At 69.2% G+C, this 22,769-nt stretch carries 21 protein-coding genes and 2 pseudogenes; 8 read left to right on the forward strand and 15 right to left on the reverse strand.

Going from position 1 to position 22,769, the window contains the following annotated elements:
• Window positions 1–217 precede the first annotated feature (217 nt).
• Window positions 218–841, reverse strand: a complete 624-nt coding sequence (locus GAS53_RS42550; RefSeq protein WP_151483139.1) for a hypothetical protein — start codon at window positions 839–841, stop codon at window positions 218–220.
• Window positions 842–1,457: 616 nt separating this feature from the next.
• Here GAS53_RS42550 and GAS53_RS42555 point away from each other — a divergent pair.
• Window positions 1,458–3,536 (forward strand): AfsR/SARP family transcriptional regulator, encoded by a 2,079-nt coding sequence (locus GAS53_RS42555; RefSeq protein ID WP_225859427.1) that lies wholly within the window; start codon window positions 1,458–1,460, stop codon window positions 3,534–3,536.
• 82 nt (window positions 3,537–3,618) lie between these two features.
• On the opposite strand, the gene GAS53_RS42560 is transcribed toward GAS53_RS42555, so the two are convergent.
• Window positions 3,619–4,116 (reverse strand): sigma-70 family RNA polymerase sigma factor, encoded by a 498-nt coding sequence (locus GAS53_RS42560; RefSeq protein WP_151483140.1) that lies wholly within the window; start codon window positions 4,114–4,116, stop codon window positions 3,619–3,621.
• A gap of 570 nt (window positions 4,117–4,686) precedes the next feature.
• Between GAS53_RS42560 and GAS53_RS42565 the strand changes: the two genes are divergently transcribed.
• Entirely contained in the window at window positions 4,687–5,133 is a 447-nt protein-coding gene (locus tag GAS53_RS42565) for a cupin domain-containing protein (protein ID WP_151483141.1), read from the forward strand.
• Between the two features lie 87 nt (window positions 5,134–5,220).
• On the opposite strand, the gene GAS53_RS42570 is transcribed toward GAS53_RS42565, so the two are convergent.
• Window positions 5,221–5,724, reverse strand: a complete 504-nt coding sequence (locus GAS53_RS42570) for an MEKHLA domain-containing protein (protein WP_225859431.1) — start codon at window positions 5,722–5,724, stop codon at window positions 5,221–5,223.
• A gap of 268 nt (window positions 5,725–5,992) precedes the next feature.
• On the opposite strand from GAS53_RS42570, the pseudogene GAS53_RS42575 reads away from it, so the two are divergent.
• A pseudogene (locus GAS53_RS42575) lies at window positions 5,993–6,754 on the forward strand (glycoside hydrolase family 2 protein); the annotation flags it as partial.
• 64 nt (window positions 6,755–6,818) lie between these two features.
• Here GAS53_RS42575 and GAS53_RS42580 read toward each other — a convergent pair.
• Window positions 6,819–7,217, reverse strand: coding sequence for a 6-pyruvoyl trahydropterin synthase family protein (locus tag GAS53_RS42580; RefSeq protein ID WP_151483142.1), 399 nt, complete (start codon window positions 7,215–7,217; stop codon window positions 6,819–6,821).
• Between the two features lie 202 nt (window positions 7,218–7,419).
• On the opposite strand from GAS53_RS42580, the gene GAS53_RS42585 reads away from it, so the two are divergent.
• The 4 genes from GAS53_RS42585 (at window position 7,420) to GAS53_RS42600 (ending at window position 10,426) form a co-directional block, all read left to right on the forward strand.
• Window positions 7,420–7,968, forward strand: coding sequence for a YbaB/EbfC family nucleoid-associated protein (locus GAS53_RS42585; protein ID WP_151483143.1), 549 nt, complete (start codon window positions 7,420–7,422; stop codon window positions 7,966–7,968).
• A gap of 189 nt (window positions 7,969–8,157) precedes the next feature.
• Window positions 8,158–8,658 carry a cupin domain-containing protein gene (locus GAS53_RS42590; protein WP_151483144.1) on the forward strand — a complete coding sequence of 167 codons (501 nt, stop codon included), beginning with the start codon at window positions 8,158–8,160 and terminating at the stop codon, window positions 8,656–8,658.
• Between the two features lie 95 nt (window positions 8,659–8,753).
• Complete coding sequence (locus GAS53_RS42595; RefSeq protein ID WP_151483145.1) at window positions 8,754–9,518, forward strand: MBL fold metallo-hydrolase; 765 nt, start codon at window positions 8,754–8,756, stop codon at window positions 9,516–9,518.
• A gap of 341 nt (window positions 9,519–9,859) precedes the next feature.
• Window positions 9,860–10,426, forward strand: a complete 567-nt coding sequence (locus GAS53_RS42600; RefSeq protein WP_151483146.1) for a hypothetical protein — start codon at window positions 9,860–9,862, stop codon at window positions 10,424–10,426.
• Window positions 10,427–10,672: 246 nt separating this feature from the next.
• On the opposite strand, the gene GAS53_RS42605 is transcribed toward GAS53_RS42600, so the two are convergent.
• The 9 genes and pseudogenes from GAS53_RS42605 to GAS53_RS42640 form a co-directional block, all read right to left on the reverse strand.
• Window positions 10,673–11,272, reverse strand: coding sequence for a GOLPH3/VPS74 family protein (locus tag GAS53_RS42605; protein WP_151483147.1), 600 nt, complete (start codon window positions 11,270–11,272; stop codon window positions 10,673–10,675).
• Window positions 11,269–12,714, reverse strand: coding sequence for a dihydrolipoyl dehydrogenase family protein (locus GAS53_RS42610; RefSeq protein ID WP_151483148.1), 1,446 nt, complete (start codon window positions 12,712–12,714; stop codon window positions 11,269–11,271). The genes GAS53_RS42605 and GAS53_RS42610 overlap by 4 nt, the downstream gene beginning before the upstream one ends.
• A gap of 89 nt (window positions 12,715–12,803) precedes the next feature.
• Window positions 12,804–13,250, reverse strand: a complete 447-nt coding sequence (locus GAS53_RS42615) for a VOC family protein (protein ID WP_151483149.1) — start codon at window positions 13,248–13,250, stop codon at window positions 12,804–12,806.
• Window positions 13,251–13,521: 271 nt separating this feature from the next.
• Window positions 13,522–13,710 (reverse strand): hypothetical protein, encoded by a 189-nt coding sequence (locus GAS53_RS42620; protein WP_225859428.1) that lies wholly within the window; start codon window positions 13,708–13,710, stop codon window positions 13,522–13,524.
• Window positions 13,711–13,817: 107 nt separating this feature from the next.
• Window positions 13,818–14,246 (reverse strand): organic hydroperoxide resistance protein, encoded by a 429-nt coding sequence (locus GAS53_RS42625; RefSeq protein WP_151483151.1) that lies wholly within the window; start codon window positions 14,244–14,246, stop codon window positions 13,818–13,820.
• Between the two features lie 375 nt (window positions 14,247–14,621).
• Complete coding sequence (locus GAS53_RS42630) at window positions 14,622–15,254, reverse strand: peptide deformylase (RefSeq protein ID WP_151483152.1); 633 nt, start codon at window positions 15,252–15,254, stop codon at window positions 14,622–14,624.
• 166 nt (window positions 15,255–15,420) lie between these two features.
• Entirely contained in the window at window positions 15,421–16,785 is a 1,365-nt protein-coding gene (locus tag GAS53_RS42635) for an epoxide hydrolase family protein (RefSeq protein WP_225859432.1), read from the reverse strand.
• Window positions 16,786–17,022: 237 nt separating this feature from the next.
• A pseudogene (locus GAS53_RS58575) lies at window positions 17,023–17,254 on the reverse strand (hypothetical protein); the annotation flags it as partial.
• Window positions 17,255–17,360: 106 nt separating this feature from the next.
• Entirely contained in the window at window positions 17,361–20,192 is a 2,832-nt protein-coding gene (locus tag GAS53_RS42640; RefSeq protein WP_151483153.1) for a helix-turn-helix transcriptional regulator, read from the reverse strand.
• A gap of 177 nt (window positions 20,193–20,369) precedes the next feature.
• Here GAS53_RS42640 and GAS53_RS42645 point away from each other — a divergent pair, with 177 nt between their 5' ends.
• Window positions 20,370–20,927 (forward strand): TetR/AcrR family transcriptional regulator, encoded by a 558-nt coding sequence (locus GAS53_RS42645; RefSeq protein WP_151483154.1) that lies wholly within the window; start codon window positions 20,370–20,372, stop codon window positions 20,925–20,927.
• A gap of 161 nt (window positions 20,928–21,088) precedes the next feature.
• Here the strand turns inward: GAS53_RS42645 and GAS53_RS42650 are convergent, their stop codons facing one another.
• Both GAS53_RS42650 and GAS53_RS42655 read right to left on the reverse strand, forming a co-directional pair.
• A complete protein-coding gene (locus GAS53_RS42650) occupies window positions 21,089–22,060 on the reverse strand; it encodes a quinone oxidoreductase family protein (protein WP_151483155.1) in 972 nt (323 codons plus the stop codon).
• A gap of 125 nt (window positions 22,061–22,185) precedes the next feature.
• The gene (locus GAS53_RS42655) at window positions 22,186–22,566 is read right to left on the reverse strand and encodes a nuclear transport factor 2 family protein (RefSeq protein ID WP_151483156.1); all 381 of its coding nucleotides are present in this window, start codon (window positions 22,564–22,566) and stop codon (window positions 22,186–22,188) included.
• Window positions 22,567–22,769 lie beyond the last annotated feature (203 nt).

The raw sequence follows: 22,769 nt of genomic DNA on the forward strand, positions 1-22,769 counted from the left end.
GAGCGGGCCATACCGGCTCAGTCCCTTGGTATGAGGCCTGAACCCGCGGCTGTCTTGGAGGATCCGTCTCCAAGAGCCGCTCACCATAGGAACGGACGGGCCGGGGCCAATGGTTCACGGCATGTACGCGCTGGAGGCCCGAGGGGGACTCGGCCGCTCGCGCGGCGACTGAACGGACCACGAGAGCGACGCATCCGGCCGTCACCTTCGAGGTGTCTCAGAGATACATGGCTCGATGACTGCGGTAGGCGAACGTGTCGCCCGAGCTGAGGATGGTCACGATCTCCTCGCAGAAGCGCCGGTACTCCGTCTCCTGCTCGGCCGGCAGGGTAACGGAGACGACGGATCCCTGGGGCACGACGGGCGGCAGGGAGCCCAGAAGGCCTTGCGGGGGCGGCAGCAGCAGCACCTCCATGACGCGTCGGAAGACATCGGTGAGGCTCTCCGCCCGATCCGGCGGTTCGGCACACGCCTGCTCCGGTATCGGACGCCAGAGCTTGTCGGCCTCGACGAACAGGTCGAGGCAGGCCGCCAGATGTCCGAGATCGACCGCGGTCAGCTCGATCGGGTACAGACTCGTCAGCTGGTCGCCGCGCACGCTGTGCAGGGTGTACTGCTCGGCCGGAGCGGGGTCGGCGGACGCTTCTTCGGTGTGCCACCGGGACCACAGCGGCAGCTTCAGCAGCACCTGCACCCAGCTGTCGTAGGCATCCGAGACGACCCGCTCGTCGTCGGACTCCAGGCCCGCGCTGTGCAGTCGGTAGAGGTGGCGGAGAAGCGGTTCTTCCAGGCTCTGGAACTTCGCGAAGAACACGGGATCGTCAGGGACCAGGGCGTACAAGGGCTCCTCCTCCCACCGACATGACCGCTCGAACCCGAGCGCGGTACGGCCGTAGCACGAGACACGTGTGCCACCACCTGGCGTCACCGCTCGGACCGGTCCGTCGGTGAGCAGGCTCCCACAGCAATCGCCCAGCCGACAGCAGCCTGTCATGAAAACGAACGGAACAGGCCACCGCGGGGTTCACCGGGGCGCGCTCTGCCTCACCACCTCAAGAGTAACCATCTTGACAGGTGACGCAAGCCCATGAAAAAGTCGTCACCTGTCAAGGCGGTTACTTCTCTTCTCTCGGAGGCGCACATGTCGGTCATGCGAGCACGGTGCGGCACTCGACACCCTGGGGAGTCGTCCCGCCCGCGACCGCTCAGGAGAGACGGTTCCACCCGGACACCACCGCCGCGATGACACACCTCAAGCCCTCCTTCGCTGCGCACACGTGTCATGAATCGTGGCTACACTTCGCGGTCTTGGCCGCAAGCCCCTCGGGCGGAGACGGCTTGGGTCCCCCGGCGGCGCGGTGACGACAGGCGACCAACAGCACCTCATGAGAAATGGCGAGGCCGGCCGCGAGATGGACGCGACAGTGCGCTACTCAATCCTCGGTACCGTGCGGGCGATGCGCGGGGAGACCGAGATCGACCTGGGCCCCCCGAAGCGACTGGCCCTGCTCGCCCTGCTGCTGCTCCGCGCCCCCGGCCCGCTCACCCTGAGCGAGGCGGTCGACATCCTGTGGGACGAGGAACCGCCGACCAGCGCCGTCAACGTGGTGCACCGGCACATCGGTGCGCTGCGCAGGACGCTCGAACCCGAGCTACGCAGCCGGACCGACGCGGAACACCTCGTCCGCGCCGCCGACGGCTACCGCCTGCTGGCCGACACCTCGACCTCGGATCTGCTGCGCTTCCGCGACCTGCGCGCCGAGGCACAGCTCGCGGTCAGGGGCGGCGCTCCCGCACAGGCCGCGGCGGACTTCGTCGAAGCGCTCCGGCTGTGGCGCGGTCCCGTCGTCGCCGCCGGTTCATCGGTGGCCCGGCATCCGGCGTTCACCTCGGTCGGCCACGAGTTCGTCGCGACGGTGAAGGAAGCCGCCGACGCCGTCCTGACCGCGGCGCCCGCGCTGACGGAGGAGGTGCTGACGATGCTGCGGCGCGCCGTGGAGAGCCACCCTTTCGACGAGGCACTCCACTCCCGGGTGATCGCCGCCCTGGCCGCCACCGGCCGACAGGCCGAGGCCCTGCAGCAGTTCGAGACCATCCGCGGCGCGCTGGCCGAGGAACTGGGCGTCGAGCCCGGCCCCGAACTGCGAGCCGCCCAGCAGCACCTGCTCCATCGCAGGGTCTCCCGGGCCCCGGACACTCCCCCACCCCGTCCCACGGAAGCCGGCAGGCCGGCCCAACTGCCCGCGGACTGCGCCTCCTTCGCCGGCCGTCGGCAGACACTGAGCCAGTGCCTGGAGCTGCTGCCGCTCAAGGGCGAGAGCCGGCCTCCGATGACGACCGCGGCCATCTGCGGCATGGCGGGCGTCGGCAAGACGACGCTGGCCGTGCACTGGGGCCACATGGTCGCCGACCACTTCCCCGACGGGCAGATCTACGTCGACCTCCAGGGCCACCACGCCTCCCAGCCCCCGCTCGACCCGGCCGAGGCCATCGCCGAGGTGCTCGGCGCGCTGGGCGTGGAGCACGACCGTTCGCACTCGAGCGCCGCCGCACTCGCCGCCGCCTACCGCAGTGCCCTGGACGGACGTCGGCTGCTCCTCGTCCTGGACGACGCCGAGGACAGCGAGCAGGTACGTCCCCTGCTCCCCGCCACGCCGGGCTGCCTCGCGATCGTCACGAGCCGACGGCGGCTGGAGGGCCTGGCCGTCACGGACAACGCCCGGATCATCACGCTGGATCCGATGACCCACGAAGAGGGCCTCGAACTGCTCGACCGGCGCCTGGGCACCGCCCGGACCAGAGCCGAGCACGCCGCCGCGGAGGAGATCGTGGAGCTGTGCGGCGGGCTGCCGCTGGCGCTGGCCGTCGCCGGCACCCGGGCACTGGTGCAGCCGCGGTTCCCGCTGGCCTCGCTCGCGGCCAGGCTCCAGGATGCCGACGACTGCCTCGACGTTCTGTCCGGCCGCGATGCCCGCACCGACATCCGCAGTTCGTTCCACCGCTCCTACGAAGCGCTGAGCAGCAGCGCCGCGCGGCTGTTCCGGCTGCTGGGCCTGCATCCCACGCGTGACATCACCCTGCCGGCCGCCGCCAGCCTGGCCGGCACCGACCCGCGCGGCACCCGGCAGGACGTGGCCGAGCTGATGGACCACCACCTGCTCGTCGAACTGGCCGCCGGCCGGTACACCTGTCACGAACTGCTGCGCACCTACGCGAGGGAGCTCAGCTCGCTCCTGGATTCCCCGACCGTGCGGTCCGAGGCGCTGGCCAGGATGTTCGAGCACTATCTGCACAGCGCCAACGCCGCCACGGCCTTGCTCGCACCGCACGGCAGCAGCGTGATCCTGCCGCCGCCGAGACCAGGAGTCCGGCCCCAGGAGTTCGGCGAACGCGCGGACGCCGCCGAATGGATCGTCTCCGAGCAGTACCTGCTGCCGGAGCTCGTCCGCGCCATCGGCCACGACCCCCGCGGCGAGACATTCCGACGACAACTGATCTCGACGCTGGAGATGTGTCTGCACTCAACCGGCTTCTGAGCAGCCCCGTAAGGGGCGCGGGGAACGGCGCGACCAGCCCCCACCGACCCGCAGGTTCATCACCGTGCCGCCAGCGGAGCGCTTACGCGGCCTCCGGTCGCACGACGCTCCGCAGCTTGCGCAGGGCGTTGTGGTGACGGCTCTTGACGGTGCCGGCCGGGATGCCGAGGATGCCGGCGGTTTCCTGAATGCTGCGGTCGCACAGGTATATGTGGACCAGCACGGCACGGTGATCGGGAGACAGCCGGCGCAGTAAGGGCCTGGCCACCAGGGCGTCGTGCACCGCCTCGGTGCTGTCGGTACGCGACACGGGGTCGCTGTAGGTGACTCCGACAACCTCCTTTCGGGCGTGGGGTTTGCGCACCCAGTCGATGACCAGGTGCCGGGTCACGGTGAACAGCCAGCCGCGGACCGACCCCTCCATCCCCAGCAGTCTGTCGATGTTCCGCCAGGCCCGGATGGTGGTCTCCTGGACGATGTCCTCAGCGAGTCCGTGGTCACCCAGCATCTTCTCGGCGTACGAGACAAGACCGTCCCGGTGTTCCCTCATGATGGTGCCGAGCAGATCGGACCGGGACATAGCCGTGAGGGGCGTAGCCATAGTGTTCTGAACCATCCTGGTTCTCTGTCGTACGGCGACCGGGGGCCGGATGTAACCCCCGCGTGCGCACTTTAGGCAGCGGCAAGTGCCAGAAACATGCCGCATCTGTGCCGCCGTAGTGCCGCGGCCCTCGACAGGCGAACACATATGCTCACGAGGTGTCCTTCGGCGCCGAAGAATGCCTTCCCACCAGGGAGTTTCCCACTCCGGACACCGATTCCCCGTCTTGACGTACTCCAAACAGCTGCAAGACGTGAGTTGCATGTCACATGTGTCGAGTCGCTTTCACCCGCCTGGGGCCGACTCCTCATGGAAATACATGTGACAGTCGTGAGGCAACTGCGTGGAAGGTGTGCGGGCCCGACGGCCCGAACCAGGTATGTGACACTGTCTGCTCGGCACGCACCGCGCAGTGCGGCCCCCGTGCCACTGTCGCCGACTGCGCCCTTTGTGAGCGCGTGTTCCCGCGAGCCAGTGCACCGACCGTTCCGGGTACGCCACGGCCGGGATCGGCGTGCTGGAGAGTCACCTGAAAGTCACCTGAAAGGTATGAGCACATTGCGTAAGAACCTGCTGCGGCTGGGAGTGACCACGGTTGCCGCCATCGGTCTGTCCCTCGGCGCAGGCACCGCGTTCGCCACCCCGGGCGGTCCGGGCGTGACGGGCAAGATCATCTCCCAGACCACGTTCGACGGGAAGGACTACATCCTCCGCCAGGTCACCGTTCCCCCAGGCCAGAGCACGGGCTGGCACTACCACGACGGAACGCTCTACGGCTTCGTCCAGCAGGGCACGCTCAGCCACTTCGACTCGGACTGCGAGTCCGACGGCGTCTACAAGGCCGGCAACGGCCTCACCGAGCCTTCCGGCGCGGACCACGTGCACATCGGCCGCAACCTCGGCACGACCGATGTCGTCCTCGACGTCCTGTACGTCCTGCCGCACGGCGCCCCGCTGTCGGAGGACGCCCCCAACCCGGGCTGCGACTTCCAGTAGACCCCAGCCCTTGCGCATCACATGACGAGCCCGCCACGGCCGACACACCGTGGCGGGCTCGTCGCACCGCAGAGCCTCGAGGTTCCTTCACATGTCCACGGTCGACCAGGAGCGGAACACCGCGGCCTGGCCGTGGATCCGCCCGTGGGTGTCCATCAGGTCCCACATGGTCACGTCCTCGATCCAGAAGGCCTGGCCGCTCTTGCCGACGCGTATTCCCCGGTAGCCGGTGGCGTAGTGGTGGACTGTCACGGCGCGCACGAAGGCCTCCCGGTCCTCCTGGCCGTCCGGGCGCGCCGAGAGCCGGGACGGCAGGCCGACGAACTCGTCCCAGGAGTAGCCGAAACAGTCCTGCGCCGTCCTGTTGGCGTAGACGAAGCGCGGGTCGGCGGACGTGTCGTGCGCCAGCAGCCCGAACGAGGCCTGCTCGTACAGCCACCGCGCGGCATCCCGCCCGGTCTCCCACACCGCCGGACACAGCGGCTCGCCCACCAGCCGCAGATGGCTGGAGAGCAGCAGCTCCGCGAAGGCGGGGTCGGTGGGCAGCACAGACAGGGTCATCGGCGTGGCGCCGTCGTCAAAGGGTGTCATCACCGTTCACATGTTTCTTCGTCCGGCACGGCTGGAGGTTTCGTCATCGGCACGGGCCTTGACAGGGAAGTGTCCGCCGCAACAGCCTATGGCAACGTTGTCAGGGCGCTAGAGGCACCCCGTTACTGGCGACACCTGCCACGCCCCACCCCCTGTGATTGGACCACTACACATGGCTGATCAGTCCCTGCGGTCCCTGGCCGTCATCGACAGCGCCGAGCCGGGCACCGATCTCGCGCTGCGCCAACAGGCGACCGCCTCCAGCACGTTCGAGGCCTGGAACGCCGACCTGTGGGACAACGCCAGCGGGTTGATGCTGTGGATGTCCCACCCGGCCTGGCACAGCACCGTCTGGCAGACCTACGACTACGACTTCGACGTCAACGGCGCCTACTTCGGCTGCCGGAACGCCTGCGAACCCCTGCACGTCCAGGCCGACCCGGTGAAGTGGCAGGTCATCGCGGTCAACCACACCCGGCAGGCACTCAAGCGCGCGACAGTCACGGCGGATACGTACGACCTGTCCGGCCGCCGGATCGCGAACACCCGGCAAGCGCGCGTGGACGTGGATCCCGCGGCCTCGGCGGCGGCGTTCACCGCGGCCCCCGCGGACGACCTGCCGGACCTGCACCTGCTGCGGCTGACCCTCGCGGACGACAGGGGCCAGGTCCTGTCACGCAACACCTACTGGCGCTGCCGCACCCCCGAGGCGCTGCGTGCCCTCAACCAGGTCCAGCAGGCCAGGCTGTCGGCCTCCCTCACACAGGTGTCGCGCGACGGGGACCGGCGTACGGCGACCGCCACGGTCCGCAACAGGGGGTCCATGGTCGCCGCGATGGTCCGGCTCTCCCTGCTGGGCGAGGACGGCGCCCGCGTCCTGCCGACCCTCTACGACGACAACTACCTGTGGCTGCTGCCCGGTGAGACACGCACGGTCACCCTGTCGTGGCCCGCGTCCGCCCTGCCCTCGGGCCGGCCGAAGCTGCGGATCGAGGGGTACAACACTCCCCCGGTCACGGTGCGCGGCTGAGCCGTGCCGGGAGAGGCCGGGGGCCGGTGCTGCCGTGTCGGCGGCACCGGCCCCCGTGCGTGTGTCACACGCTGCGCTCGTAACTGGCCCACGCGATGTGCGACTCGTGCAGCGTCACGACGACCTCGCGGATCCCCCGGGCGCCCTCCCCCAGCGTGCCCGCGTGGATCACCTCGACCAGGCGGTCGGCGATCACCTTGGCCAGGTACTCCGTCGAGGTGTTGATCTGGTGGAACCGCTCCTCGTCGTCGAGGTTGCGGTAGTTGAACTCGCCGATCACCTTGCCGAGTTCCGCGGTTGCCAGACCGATGTCGACGACGATGTTGTCGTCGTCGAGCTCCGGGCGCCGGAACGTCGCGTCCACGAGGAACGTCGCCCCGTGCAGCCGCTGGGCCGGGCCGAAGACCTCGCCGCGGAAGCTGTGGGCGACCATCATGTGGTCACGTACGGTGATGCTGAACAAGAGTCCTCCAAGTGGGGTGTGCGTTCGGCACGGAGCATAACCGGCGCACATGTGAACCAATTGCGCGGTCCTCTCGTGTCCTTCATGTGTCGGAAAGCCCAGGCCGGGTGACCTCTGACACACCCGTCCTCTTCCCCTTTCGGAGACATGCGGCGAGGATGTGCGTGCCGCCTGCGGGTGGCTTCACCGGCAGAGGAGGACGATGGAGACGTCACCGGGAAGCCGTCTGGAGAAGGTCCTCGCCGAGTTCGCCGAGCGGTACGGAACTCTGTCCAGGGCCCGGGAACAGCTGAGGGCGCTGTCGGTGACGGCGCGTTCCAGGGACGGCGTCGTGGAGGTCACCGTGGGTGCCGACGGCCACGCGTCGTGGATCCGCTTCGTCGACGATCGGTTCCGCGAGATGGCCGCCCAACAGCTGGGCGACAGTGTCCTGGAGGCTCTGACGACGGCCCGGGCCGAGGTCGCGGCCAGGGCGGCCGCCGTGATGACGGCCGCGAACCTCCTGCCGGCGTTGCCCGCGCAACCCGTGCCCGGAGGCGAGCCGACGAGGTCACGGCCGCAGGGGCCGCTGTGGGGCCGTGGGCCCTCGCTGCCCACTCCCCTGCCGCCGGAGCTGCGCGAGGCCGTCATGGCGCTGAGAGACTCCGTGTGCGATGCCATGAGCGACTCCTGCCGGCCCTCGATGTGCGGGTGCGCGGGGGTGCCGGAACAGCCAGGGAGAGGTGCGGGCATGGCCGCCGGGTCCGCCTGACGGCATTCCGTCCGGACCATCGGATGCGTTCAGGACCGAGGGCGGACACACAGGTTTGACCTCTCACACGTTACTCTGTTGCTGGAGAAACCCCGCCGAGAAATGTTCCGGTCTCCGCCGGGTGTTCTCCGGTGCGTCCCACTTTTGTGTTCGTTGATCCTTTGTCACCTCCGAGCAGGAGTCACACGTATGACCGACTTCCCCTCTCCGCCGCCGGTTCCCCAGGACCGTCAGTTCGTTCTCGGCCAGCATCTGCGCCTGTCGGTCCTCGCCTCCGGGGAGGAGACCGAGGGCCGGCACGACGTCTCCGATGTCATCCTGCCCCCGGGCGCCGGGACGCCGCTGCATCTGCACACCGGCTACGAGGAGCGCATCTGGGTCGTCTCCGGTTCGCTGACGGTCTGGGCGGGCTCGGACGCCTTCACCCTGCGGTCCGGGGACTTCTACGCCATCAAGATGAACACGCCCCACACCATCAAGGCGGGGGACGACGGTACGCGCACCCTCGCCATCACCTCTCCCGCCAGGTTCGCGGAGCTCATCAGCCGCACCGGTACGCCCGCCCACCTGGCCACTACCGAGACCGAGTGGGACATGGGGCTGTTCCAGGCCGTCACCGAGGAGTTCGGCGACGTCATCCTCGGCCCGCCCGGAGCGACTCCGGCCGACCTCCAGCGCGACGCCGACTAACACGAGTCGCCAACCAACACGACCGGGGCCCTGCCGCTCACCCAGCGGCCGGGCCCCCTCCGGGATCCGGCAGCACCGAGAGGATCAGAGCGACCATGCCGAAGCTTCTGCGTGAGGACGACATCGTCCGCGTCGAGAGCAACGTCTATTCGGTGTCAGGCAGCAACACCAACTGGGTCATCGTCAAGGACGGCGACAGCTGCACCCTCGTCGACACCGGCTACCCGGGCGACCGCGACGCCGTGCTCGCCTCACTGCAGGCGGTCGGGCTGAACGCCCGCTCCGTGGCCGCCGTCCTGGTCACACACGCGCACAACGACCACATCGGCGCGGCCGAGCACCTGCGCGCCACGTACGACGTGCCGGTTCTCATGCACCAGGAGGAGGTACCGCACGCCCGCCGCGACTTCCTCGACCAGGTGTCCGTCGGCCAGGTGCTCGCGCAGGCATGGCGGCCCGGTGTGCTCCCGTGGGCCGTACACGCCCTCCGAGCCGGCGGAACCACGCATGTTCCGGTCAGCGAGCCGCAGGGGTTCCCCGCGCCGGGGGCACTGGACCTGCCCGGTGCGCCGGTGCCCGTGCACACACCGGGGCACACCAAGGGCCACTGCGCCTACCACCTGCCCGGCAGCGGCGTCCTGATCACCGGCGACGCTTTGGTGACCGCACACCCCACGTCGCGGATCAGTGGACCGCAGTTGTTGCCCGACATGTTCCACACCGACCGTGCCCGGGCTCTCGACTCCCTGACCGTGCTCGAGAGCCTGGACGCGGACCTCGTCCTGCCTGGTCACGGACCCGTGCACCATGGGTCGGCCAAGGAGGCCGCTGTGACGGCCCACGAGCAGGCCGTCAGGTGACAGGCCCGGATCCGAAGGGCGGGCCGACACCCGCGCCCGTCCCCCAGGCCAGACTCGGTAAGGGCCCACACATACACCGGCGGCGCACCCTGGGTCGTCAGTGCAGCGGTTCTACGACACACTTACCGGGCAGTATGTCCGGAAGGGAGCCGCGCGAGAGTGATGTCGTAGATCCTTCAGGAGGTCAAAAGGGTCCACACTTCCGACATGCGCAGGCACATCAGCGCCTATCGTGAACAGTGGGCATGCCAGACGAACCATCTGGTGCTGACACCTATCCGCACGGGACCCCCGGCGTGGGTACCATGCGCAGCGTCATCCATATCGAGGGAGTGAACGGTGTGACCAGCCAATCAGCCGCCACGCTCCGATCGCGGTACGTAGCACAAGCCGCGTCGGACCTGGAGGAGAACCGTCGGCGACAGCAGGAGCTGGCGGAGAAGATCACGATGTTGAAGCAGGAGGAGGCCCTCCTGGCAGACATCATCAAACTCGCCGAGCAGTACGAGGGTTTCGCGGACGCGTCCCGTCTGCCCGAGCAGTTGCAGGAAGAGCCCGTCGTCGAAAAGGCGAAGAAGGCCCCTGCCGGAACCGCTGCACGACGCTCCACGTCGGCCAGGACCACTCCGGCCGCCAAGACCGCGCAGGCCGGTGCGAAGGGGAAGTCGCACCAGCCGCTGCTCGGTGACCTGCTGGCGGACCTGCTCGGCCAGTACGAGGAGCCACGTCTGGCGAAGGAGCTGCGGGACGAACTCCTCGAGAAGCACCCGGACCGCAACCCCACACCGCAGGTAGTGCGGAACACCCTCGAATCCCTGGTCGCCAAGGGACGTATCCGGCGCCACAAGCAGCAGCGTGCCGTCATGTACACCCTGGTGAAGCAGGGAGAGGCGGACAGTTCCTACTGACACCTCCGCTCGTCCCGCTGGCGCGGTGATCCCCAGGAGGCCGCCGCTGTACACCTCGCGCGACAGAGCCCGCCACGCGGGACGGGTGAGGCATCACAGGGTGTTCCTTCTCCTCACGACGGGACCGACGGGCGGAAAGTCCCGCGAGGACTTCCTCTGTTCCCCCTACTTCCACGGATGTCCCAGGGAGAAAGGTTCACACGAGTTGTCACCCGCGTCTGGCGGAGCCGGCGGCGCTGATGCGAGCTACCCCCGCCACATGTTGTCGAACGCGGCGTTCTCGACGTCCCGTCGCAGTCGTAGGGCCTCCAGCTGTGTCACCGCGTCGCCGACGGCGGCCAGCACCGTCGTGACCGCGTCTCCGGTGAGGCTCTCGCGGGCCTCGGCCGGGTCCTCCCCGATCCCTGCGGCCGCCAGCAGAGCGGCGAGGACGGGCTCGCCGGACGCCCTGCGTTCCTCCGCACTGCGGCGGGCCTGCGAGTCGGCCAGGACGGTCCGCGCGGACCGCAGCCGGAAGTGGCCTCGTGGGTGGGTGACGAGCCCTGCCCGCTCCAGGTCTTCGACATAAGCCGCGGCGAGCTCGCCACCGCTGCGCCACAGCCACTCGTCGACCGTCTCGTACGGTTCCCGCCGGGTGAGCGAGGCGTGCGCCTGGTCCAGCAGACGGTCACCCGTCGCCGCCCGAGGGCCGGGCACCATGCGGTCGCCGTCCAGGCTCAGCGCTCCGCTCTCCAGGAGATCGATCGCCTCGGCCCCCGCGAGCGCAAGGGACAGGTCTCCCTGTGCCACGGGCCGATCGGACGGCATACCCAGGGCGACGAGCGCGAGGTCGCGTGCGGTGGTCATGAGTCCCTCCTCGTCTCCAGCAGGCGCAGCCACACCTCGCTGATGGTGGGGAACGCGGGTACGGCGTGCCACAGACGCTCGACCGGCACCTCCCCGGTGATGGCGACGGTGGCCGAGTACAGCAACTCGGCGACGCCCGGTCCTACGAAGGTGGCGCCGACGACGACCTGACGGTCCCGGTCGATGAGGATCCGCGCCCTGCCCCGGTAGTCGGGGCGGTACTGGACGGCACCCGCGAGGTGACCGATCTCGTAGTCGACGACTTCGACGGCCCGGCCGGTGCGCTCGGCCTCGCGGACGGTCAGGCCCACGGAAGCCACCTCGGGGTCGGTGAAGACGACGCCGGGGACGGCCTCGATGTCGGCCGTACTGCTGTGCGGGGCCCAACGGCCGGTGTCCAGTCGCTCCCCGCGGGCGCGGGCGGCGATCACGGACCCGGCGACGCGGGCCTGGTACTTGCCCTGATGGGTGAACAGAGCCCGGCGATTGACGTCGCCGACGGCGTACAACCAGTCCCCGGGTACAGCGGTCACGGTCAGGCTGTCGTCGGTGGCGAGCCAGTCACCCGGCTTCAGGCCGACGGCGCCGAGGCCGATGTCCTGCGACCGCGGGGCGCGACCGGTGGCGAAGAGGATCTCGTCGGCGGTGATCTCACCGCCGTCCGACAGGGCGACACGGACCTCATCCTCGCCGTCGCCCATCCGCTCCGCGCCGACGACGGAGACGTTGAAGCGTACGTCCGCACCGGCCTCCCGCAACCGCTCGGTGACCAGTTCACCCGCGAAGGGCTCCATCCGCGGCAGCAGTCCGTCCTCCCGGGCGAGCAGCGTCACCCGGCTGCCCAGGGCCTGCCAGGCGGCGGCCATCTCGACGCCCACCACACCGGCGCCGACGATCACGAGGCGCTTCGGCGGCTGCTGGGCACTGGTCGCCTCCCTGCTGGTCCAGGGCCGCAGGCTCTCGATCCCGGGCAGCGCGGGCAGGGCCGCGTGGCTGCCGGTGCAGACGGCGACGGCGTGCCGGGCCCGCAGGCGGACGGTGTCGCCCTCGGGAGTCTCCACGGACACCTCCCGCTCCCCAGCCAGCCGTCCGTGACCGCGCAGCAGGTCGATGCCGGCCGACTTGATCCACTCGACCTGGCCGTCGTCCTTCCAGTCGGCCGACATGCGGTTGCGGTGCGCCAGAACGGCATCGACGTCCAGCGGGCCCTTGACGGCGGGGTCGAGACCCGGAACATGCACGGCGTCGGCGCGGAGCAGGACGGGGCGCAGCAGGGCCTTGCTGGGTTCGCAGGCCCAGTACGAGCACTCGCCGCCGGCCAGTTCGCTCTCCACGATGACGGAGCTCAGGCCCGCGGCGGCGGTCCGGTCCGCGACGTTCTCGCCGACCGGACCTGCGCCGATCACTATGACGTCGTACGTGCGGATGTTCTCGGTCGGCATGTGTCCTCCGGTGACGGAGCCGGTCGGATGGGTCTCGGTCGGACGGGTGTCGGTCGGACGGGTGTCGTGGTCGTGGCGGGGTGGCGGTCTCAGCGGCCCGGGGCGCGCTCGGTGACCTCCTGGAGGAACCACTCGTTGCCGTCGAGGTCCTTGAAGGCGGCGAAGGTGCCGTAGCTGGCCCGCTCGGGGTGCAGGCCGGGCACCCGGTGGGAGCCACCGGCGTGGTGGAAGGCGCCGGTCTCGTCGCGGAACGGGCCGGAGACCTCCACACCGCGGGAGGTCAGCTCCTCCTGGGCCTTGACGATGTCGGTGACGGTCAGCTGGAGACCGTGGAGCGTGCCCGCCTCCTGCTGGGTGAGGCCCTGGCCGAAGATGATCGAGCATTCGGAGCCGGGCGGGGTCACCTGCACGATCCGGTAGCCGTCGTTGATCGGGAAGTCGGCGTCGAGGCGCCAGCCGAGCTGCTCCACGTAGAAGCCCTTGGCCCGGTCCACGTCGGAGACGGGCAGGATGACGACTTCGAGCTTCATGTCCATGGCTGTGATCTCACTTTCGATGGTTCGGCATACGTCGGCCGGCACTGCACTCTCAGTGTCGGCCGCGGTCGACATGTGTCGCCTCAGTCACCTGACTCAATTCGTTACCGGAGCCACGCGCCTGACGGCTTTGGGATACGTGTGAATCTTGGCGCTCCGCCTTCGGACGCGAACGCGCGCCGGGGAGGAGGCACTCGACCGATGGGAGCTCAACGCGACGCTGGCTCGCCGGGTCCGGCACGGTCCGGTGCCGGAGCGGTCCTTCCGCCGGTCAGAGGAAGCTGGAGGCCGACGGGCCGTAGCCCAACAGCGCCGCACTCTCCGCCCAGTTCCACACCTGCGTGTCCGTCGGCAAGTCACGGTCCTCGGAGCTTGCCGCGTCTCGGGACGGCCGCTCGCCGGGGAGGCAGTCGCGATCCGAACGAGGCTGCGGGGCGATCCGTACGTATGTGTGCGTCATGGAAGCCATGTCCTGCCCTAACTCTTCGGTCGGCGGTGTGGGTACGGCTGAGGGGGTGGCGGGTCCCGTGCAGGGGGAACACGGGACCCGCGGTCCAGGGGGAGGGGTCAGGCGGCGACGCCGGCGTTGATGGTGACCGGGATGTTGTCGCGCGTGGCCTTGGAGTACGGGCAGATCTGGTGGGCGGCCTGCGCGAGCTCCTCGGCGGTGGCCTGGTCCACACCGCCGAGCACCGGGTTCAGGACCGCGGAGAGGGAGAACTCGCCGTCGTCGCCGTGCGTGAGGGTTATTTCGGCGGTGATGGTGGTGCTGGTGAGCCGGATCTTGCGGAGGGTGGCGGCGCGGCGCAGGGCGCCGAGGAAGCAGGCGGCCCAGCCTGCGGCCAGGAGCTGCTCGGGGTTGGTCGCGGTGCCGGCGCCGCCGAGCTCCTTGGGGAGGGCGAGGCCGGTCTCCAGCAGACCGTCGGAGGAGCGGACGTGACCGCCGTTCCGGCCTTCTCCGTCGACGTCGACAACGGCGGTGTAGCTGACTGCCATGACTGGTGCTCCCCATCTGGGTCGAAAGGACTTCGGGCGCCTGCCGACCAGGACACTTTTGCGTCACCGGTTGAGGCGGTGACGCAATCATGGCAGCCGCTACCGTCACCCGTCAAGCCGGTGATTAATGACTTCGCGGGTTGCACATGTCCCTTGTCGCGGCCTTGTGACATGTCCCAGCTGTGCCAGTCGTATCGAGTGACACCTGCCTCACCAACCGACTCCCGCGGCCGGCCGGGGCCGCAGTCTGCTGTCCCTGCCGGCCGCGGGAGTCGCCGACAAGTCCGCACGCAGCGCGCCTGGTAGGCCGCCCGCCGCGGCCGGCTCCGAGAGGGCGGACCCCGCCCGGTTTACCCCCTCTGCCCCAGAAGTCCGTTACGGCAGCGGGAAGCCGAGCTGCCTGGCGGCGTCCGCCAGGCCGTTGGCACCCCACCGCACCACTGCCTGCTCCGTCGTGGACAGGGACCGCAGCTCGGCGCGGTCAAGGTAGAGCGTCCCGTCGAGGTGGTCGGTCTCATGCTGGATGATCCGCGCCCCGAGCCCGGCATGCTCTTCCACATGGCGCTGCCCCGTCTCGTCATCGCGGGTCAGCCTGATCCGGTCGGGACGAGTCACCACGGCCTGCCAGCCGTCCACGCTCAGGCACCCTTCGAAGCTCGCCCTCCGCGGTCGTCCGACAGCCTTGTACGAGGGATTGACCAGCACGGTGAACGGCACGGGCTGTTGCCCGCGCTCGATCAACCGGGCGGAGAACTCTGCGGGTGTCGACAGCACCGCGAGCCGCAGCGGCAGCCCGACCTGCGGCGCGGCCAGTCCGACAGCTCCGTGGAGCTGCTCCATCGTCTCGCGCATCCTGGCGATCAGCTGCCGCAGCATGTCGTCGTCGAGCTGCCCGTCGTAGGAAGCGGTCTTCTTCCGGAGCACCGGATCGCCGGCCTGGACGATGCTCAACGGCCCTGGCTTCTCGATGAGTCGAGCCACCCTGTCGGTGAGTTCATTGCTTCCCATGCCTGACAACCGGAGCCGGGCCGGTGCGGGGTTCACACAACCGCTCAGGGAGTGAGGAAGGACACATGCTCGATGTCGCTGGGCAGATATGTGCCGCAAGACCGGCATCCATCCAGTCCCAGGTACTCACACACGGCTGCAAGCTCACAGGCCTCCACGCCCGGTCTCAGCCCCGCAATGACCTGAAGGCCGTGCGCAGCTCCTGGGACAGCAGTTGCGGCTGCTCCCAGGCGGCGAAGTGGCCTCCCCTGTCGACCTCGTTCCAGTGGATGAGGTTGCCGTAGGCCCGCTCGCCCCAGCTCCGCGGCGCGGGGTAGATCTCGGCCGGGAACACCGTGACCGCCACCGGGACATCGGGGATGTCGCGCGCGTTGAACGGGCCGCCGCCGGCCTGGGTGCCTTCCCAGTACAGCCGGGAGGACGACGCCCCGGTGTTGGTCAGCCAGTACAGCGAGATGGCGTCGAGCATCTCGTCGTAGGTGAGGACCTTCTCGGGCTCGCCGCCGGAGTCGGTCCACTCCGCGATCTTGTCGTAGTAGTACGCCGCCATCGCGAGGGGCGAGTCGGCGAGGGCGTAACCGATGGTCTGCGGGCTCTCGTTCATCATCGCCGCATAGCCGAAACCGTCGCGGTAGAAGTGCAGCAGCCGGTCATAGGCGACCTTCTCGCGAGCGGACAGCTTCGAGGGCGCGGCATCGAAGTTGCGCAGGTGGCGCAGGACGTCCGGCGGCACGGTGCCCGGCATGTTGATGTGGATGCCGAGCAGACCCTTCAGCCGCTGTGTGGCCTGGATCTGAGCGATGATCGAGCCGTGGTCGCCGCCCTGGGAGACGTACTGCTGATACCCGAGCCGGAGCATGAGCTGGTGGAGCGCGGTCGCCATGCGGGCCGGGTTCCACCCGGTCGACGTCGGCTTGCCGGAGAAACCGTGGCCGGGCAGCGTCGGCAGGACGAGGTGGAAGGCGTCCTCGGCGCGCCCGCCGTGGGCTGTCGGGTTGGTGAGCGGGTCGATGACCTTCAGGAGCTCGATGATCGAACCCGGCCAGCCGTGCGTCATGAGCATCGGCAGAGCGTCGGGGTGCGGCGAGCGGATGTGGGCGAACTGGATGTCCACCCCGTCGATCTCGGTGATGAACTGCGGCAACGCGTTGAGCCTCGCCTCGACCTTGCGCCAGTCGTACCCGGTCCCCCAGTACTCGACCAGCGGGCGGACCTTCGCCAGCTGGGCGCCCTGGGATCGGTCGCCGACGGTCTCGCGCTCCGGCCAGCGTATGGCCCGCAGCCGCCGCCGAAGGTCACTGATCTCCCGCTGCGGAACCCTGATGCGGTAGGGACGGACTCCGGGGATCGGCTGGGCTGAGCCGGAGGAGGCGCCTGTCACCGACGTGGGACCCGCCGATGCCGCCCCGCCTGTCGCCGCCTGCGCCTGGCCTGGCATACCGAGTTGAGTGGCGGCGACCGCACCCGCGGCGAGACCCAGGAACCGGCGACGGCCTGTGGTGGTGGGGTTGGTATCTCCGGTCGGATTCATGTGTGGAACTCCTTGTCTCGGTGGTGAAGAGTTGGCAACTGACGGCCGGGGGAGAACGGGGAGCAGAGACACCTTGGCTGAAACATCTGGCGCACCGACACCCGCTAAGCTGGTGATCTGGTCACACATATCGATCATTACGCACCTTCGGTCACCCGTCAAGCCGGTGACGAACATGTGGGGGCGCGAAGTGAGCGGGCGTTCCGCCGACACCCCCAAGTGCGGGAGAGAGGTGTCTCGGTACAGCGACGGGATACATACACGTATCCCCGCTACGAACGTGTTCTGTGTCCGGCCGTTGCGGAGGTGAGCGAGGGCGCGCAGGGCCTGTCGGCCCGCGCTCAGGCGCCGCCCTTCGGTGCCGAGGGCGCGTCGGCGTTCCCTCAAGCGGGCGGCGGGGAAGCGGAGGGCAGCGGGCAGAGCTGGACACGTCGACGCCGGACGGTAGACAGGCGTGACAGGCGTGCAAAGCCTCTGGTGCCGACGGTTCTCTTGGTCGAGAACCCGTCTACCAGGGGCTTCATCCGCCTGTCAGGCCAACTGCCCAGCCGACGCAGTGAGATGATCGGAAGGGGTCATTGCCCCGTCGCCGCCAGGGACTCGGTCGGGCCGGTCATGGCCGACCGCTCCGGTGCCGCCGTGGCCGCGGCGGGTGACGTTTCATCCAGCCTGTTCAAAGCGTGGCGGAGTGCGGTCCGCGTCGTGACGCCCAGTCTGGGGAAGAGACGGTACAGGTGGGTGCTCACGGTGCGCGGAGACAGGTGCGTCTGCTCGCCGATCTCCTTGTTCGTCAGGCCGTCGGCGGCCAGTTCGGCGATGCGGCGCTCCTGCCACGTCAACGAGACCGGGGTGTGCGCCGAGGTTCGGGACGAGAGCCCGGTGGCCCTCAACTCGGCCCGGGCCCGCTCGGCCCACGGGGTTGCGCCCAGCCGATCGAACGAGTCGGCGGCCAGGGTCAGTGGCCGCCGGGCCGCCGCGTCGCCCTGGGCGTGGCGCAAGCGGATCCCTTGCGCCAGCCGGATGCGTGCCAGCTCGAACGGGAAGAACACGGCGGCCGGGTGGGATTCGGCGCGCGCGTACATGTCGGCGGCTTCCTTCTCGTCTTCGGCCGTGATCGCCAAGGCCCCGTATGTGATCACGGCCAGGCGCGGTGAGATGCCGGGAAGACCGGCGTCCCGCGCGGCCAGCGCATGCTCGCGGGCCTGCTTCGTACGCCCGGTGTGCTGGGCTGCCTCGACGAGGTCGAGCAGGGTACGCGAAGCCTGATGTGTGTAGTGCTGGAACGTTCCCGGGGCCGTGATGCCGGTGGCGTGGAAGTACGCGGTTTCGTAGTCGCCGTCGCTCAGCGCGGCCGTCGCCCCTGCGGCGCCGGCGATCTGGGTCAGGAATCCGACCCCGCGCGGGCGGGCCCAGGAATCGACCACCGCCCGAAGCTCGCGCGCCTTGTCCACCTGGCCGCGCATCGCCGCCAACTGGGCCAGATATCCCCGGGTCTGGTGCGCGAACAGGTCGTGACCATGCTCGGCTTCCAGGGCCAACGCGCGCTCTCCTGTGCGCTCAGCCGCGGCCCACTCCCCGACGGCCATCTGGTCGAGCATGATCAGCTGCAACATGACCATGCCGCTGGACATGGCACCGGTCTCCAACTCCCGGTCCACGACGCGCTGGAGATGGGGGCGCACCTGGCTCAGGATGTCGAGGTGGTACGCCGACACGGCCAGCCGTGTGACGTCCCATGGTTCCTGGCCGTGCAGGCTCGCCGCGGCCCGTTCCACCGGGCCGGACCAGCCGGCTCCGTGACGGATGACGTCGCTCCAGGTGCCGCTGTACATCCTCGACCGCTCGGTGACGAGGTCCTCCAGGGACGCGAGCAGCTCATGTGTGCGTTCCCACAGTGTGCGGTCCGCGGCGTACTGGCTGACGGCGAGCAGGAGGGCCACCAGCCGACCGAGCACTTCGTCCTGCCGGTCCGGCCCGCCGTCGCGGAGCCTCTCGATCGCAGCTGTGATCCGGCGGTGCGTGGAGCGCACTTCGCCTTCCTGATACAGCGCCAGGTATCCGGAGGTCAGGACCGCGGCCGGGGACTGGCGGGCCCCGGGTGCGAGGCCGGCCTGCACGAGCCTGCGCGCCTGGCCGAGGCGGGCCGCATGCCCTGCGATGAACGCCGCGTCGTCCAGTCGTCTGGACCGGTCTGCGTGGTTGTCGCTGAGCTCGGCGGCACGGGTCAGCCAGGTCACAGCCGTGAGCGCACCACCGCGCCGGGTCGCCGACTCGGCCGCCGCCTCCAGGATTCCGGCCACCTCCTCGTCGGGGTCGACCGTGGCCGCCGACAAGTGCGCGGCGCGCCGGTCGAGGTCTTCCTGGTGTGTCCGTGCCAGCGCATGATGGGCGGCGCGGCGCTGGTTGGGTGTGGCCGACCGCACGACGCTCGTGCGTACGAGGGGATGCCGGAAGGCGAGTTCGCCGACGCCGGGTTCGTCCACGAGCAGGCCGCATGCCACCGCCTCCTCGACGTCGCGCATGCGATATCGCGCGGACGGGGCCGCGCCGTAGCCCGGCCCGGCCCCCGCTCCGTCGAGAGCGCCTTTCAGCAGCTCCGCGCGGACGGTGTCGTTCAAGCCCGCGATGCGGGCGCCGTAGATGTGTTGCAGTCGCCCGGCGAGCGGCATGCCGGGCCGGCCGAGCAGATCCTCCGGCAGTCGGTCACCGGCGCGGTCGGCGATGTGGGGAGGCAGTTCCAGTAGCGCGAGCGGGTTGCCCTGGGCCTGGTTCAGCACGAGTCGGCGGACCTGCTTGCTCAACGCCGGCCGGTATCGGTCCAGCAGGAGCGCGGCATCGTTGTCGGCGAGTGCGGTGACTGGTGCCTGTGTCACCTCGACGGCGTGGAAGCGCGAAGCGATGTCGCTACGTACGGCCACGAGCAGCTTCACCGGGCTGTCGGCCAGCCGACGGCCTACGTATCCGCATACCGCGGCACTGGCGTCGTCCAGCCAGTGACCGTCGTCGAGGACCAGCAGCAGGGGCCGTTCCGAGGCGACCGACGACAGCAGACGGAGCACCGCCAAACCAAGGGTCATGACTGACGGAGGCGGGCCCATCATCCGGCCGAAGACCGCGTCGAACGCCGCGCCGGTGCCGGTGTCCAGTTGCGAGGCGTCGGAGATCAACGGGTGGAGGAGCTGGCGCAGCCCGGCGTAGGGCAGCTCGGACTCCGTCTCCACTCCTGTGGACCGGATCACGAGGTGGCCATCCCGGGCCGCCATTCCTGCCGCGTAGTTCAGCAGAGTGGTCTTGCCGACCCCCGACTCGCCTCCGAGGACGAGGCACTGTCCCTCGCCGGCTCGTACGAACGCGGACAGCTGCGCCTGCTCACCGTCCCGGCCGACCATCGTCATGACTGATTCCACGTTCCCGCTCCCTCACCACGGGCCCCCGTGCCGATGAATGCTGCGGCCCTTGTCGCGGTGGGCAGTACTCGGGGTTCTGCCGCGGGCCATAGTCAACTACCCGGTTAGTTGATTAGACGACGCTGTGTCGGGGCTGTCAAGTAAACGGTTAGTTAGGAGCTGCGCTACGCTCACCGCATGCAGCGCGACGCCGAAGCCACCAAGCAACGACTCATCGCGGCCGGTCGGGCCGAGTTTGCCGCGTACGGGCTGCACGGCGCCCGCGTCGACCGCATCGCGGACGCCGCACAGTGCAACAAGGCGCAGATCTACCACTACTTCAAGAACAAGGCCGGACTGTTCGAAGCGGTCTGGAACAGTCTGGTCGAGCACATCGTCACGAACCTGCCCCGCGATGCGGAGGACCTCCCCGAGGTCGCGGCGCACCTGAGTGACATCTACGCCACGTATCCGGAGTTTCCCCGGCTGATCACCTGGCAGCGCATGGAACGGGACGAGACGATCAACGAGCAGGGGGTGGAAGACGTCCGCAGCAGGAGCGCCGCCATCGCCGCGGCACAGGCCAAGGGCGTGGTCTCCACCCGGTTCGAGGCCCGGGTACTGCTGGCCCTGGTGATCCACATCGCGATGCTGTGGGAGGCGGCCAATCCCGAGGTACTGGCGGTGGTGGACATCGACGACCGTGAGCAGCGCCGCGAGACCGTCCGGCGTGTGATCGCTGCGCTGGTGAACTGAACCGGCCGACGACCTCGGGGTAGCGCAGCTGTGCCGGCGGCCGCCGGCGCCAGAGCCACGACGCATCGCGCATTCGGTTCGTCCCGGCCGGCGGGATGTCACCTGCCGTTGGGGGATCGTCGTGCCGTCGTGCGAGGTTGTCCGGTGTGCCTGTGGCCGGCTCAGAGGCTGGGGTCGAGCAGGAGCTTGCCGGAGGTGCGCCGCGATTCGATGTCGGCGTGTGCCTGCTCGGCGGCGCCCAGCGCGTAGCGCTCGGTGATGTCGATCCGCAGCTTGCCCTCGCGGATCTTGTCGAACAGGTCTCCGGCGTGCTTGAGCAGCAGCTCCCGGTTGTGGATGTGGTCCGCGTACACCGCGTAGGTAACCCTGATGCTCTTGGGCAGGTCGAGCAGCCGCACCGTGGGGATGTCGCCGATCAGCGGGCCGTAGTAGACCAGCGTCCCGACCCGTCGCAGGGACTCGATCGAGGGCCAGAACGTGGTGGCACCGCCGCCGTCGAAGACCGCGTGCACACCCTCGCCGTCGGTCAGGTCCTTGACCCGGTCCACGAAGTCACCGCCCGAGGAGACGAGGATCTCGTCCGCACCCGCCGCCTTCGCGGCCTGGACCTTCTCCTCGCGGGAGACCAGGCCGATCACATGCGCGCCACGCAGCTTGAGCAGTTGGGTGACGATGCGCCCCACACCACCGGCGGCGGAGTGTACGAGCGCGGTCTCGCCCTCGGCCAGGGGTGCGGACTCCGTGACGAAGTGGTGCGCGGTGAGTCCCTGCATCATCGTCGCGGCGGCGATGTCGCTGGGAATGTCGTCCGGGACGGGGACGACCTGGGCGGCGGGGACCGCGATTCTCTCCGCGTAGCTGCCGTAGACGGAGACCCAGGCCACCCGGTCGCCGATCGCGAAGCCGCTGACGCCCTCACCGATGGCGGTGACCCTGCCGGCCCCCTCGACCCCGGGGACGAAGGGCGGGTTGCCGGGCACTGCGAATCCAGCACGGGTGCCGGTGTCCATGAAGTTGATACCGGAGAAGTCGACGTCCACCACCAGTTCGCCCGGCCCGGCCTCGGGGTCGGGCCATTCCTTCAGCTGGAGTACTTCAGGTCCGCCCAGCTCTTCCACTACTACAGCGCGCATGGCGCACACCTCTTTCTGTCGGTACGACCGCCGAATGACCGGCGAATGCATCGGAGAGACCTTGTTGTCCCGGGTTGCTCGCGAAGGCGGCGGCCTCGCGCAGCGTCTTCGGCGGAGCGGTGCGCTCAGGCCTGCAGCAGGGTGGACGCGTAGGCGGGGTTGGTGTAGTCGCGCCAGGCCGCGATCCTGCCCTCGCGGAGTTCGTAGACCGCCATGTTCATCACCGGGGCGAGCTTGCCGCCGGGCAGGGCTAGCCCGTGGATCTGCTCGGCGATGACGACGTCACCGTTCACCGCCTGGTGCACGGTCTCGAACTTGATCTGCGCGAAGTTCGCGAAGACGCCCTTCCACAGGGCGATCACCGCGTCGCGCCCCTTGACCGGTGAGTCGCCGTAGGCGTTGAAGACGACGTCGTCGGCCAGGAACGGGGCGAGGGCGTCGGCGTCCTGTGTGTTGAAGGTGTTCACGAAGTCGCGGACGAACGTGTCGTTGCCGGTGGCATCCATATCAAGGCCTCCAGGATCGTTGTATGCGTGTGTTCGGATGTCGGCGAGCGTAGGACGGAACTTTTGGACCGGCAAGTCCAGAAAATTGCACCCCCTCGGCCGCTTCAAAACGGGGCCCATCGTCGAAACCGTACACACTTCACATGTTTCTCGCGCGCTACACTCACACGTATGACCGAAGAAGACGTGGTTTCCCAGGCCGC

Origin of the sequence: Streptomyces albicerus (assembly GCF_008905045.1) — a bacterium.
In the GTDB taxonomy this organism is placed as follows: domain Bacteria; phylum Actinomycetota; class Actinomycetes; order Streptomycetales; family Streptomycetaceae; genus Streptomyces; species Streptomyces albicerus.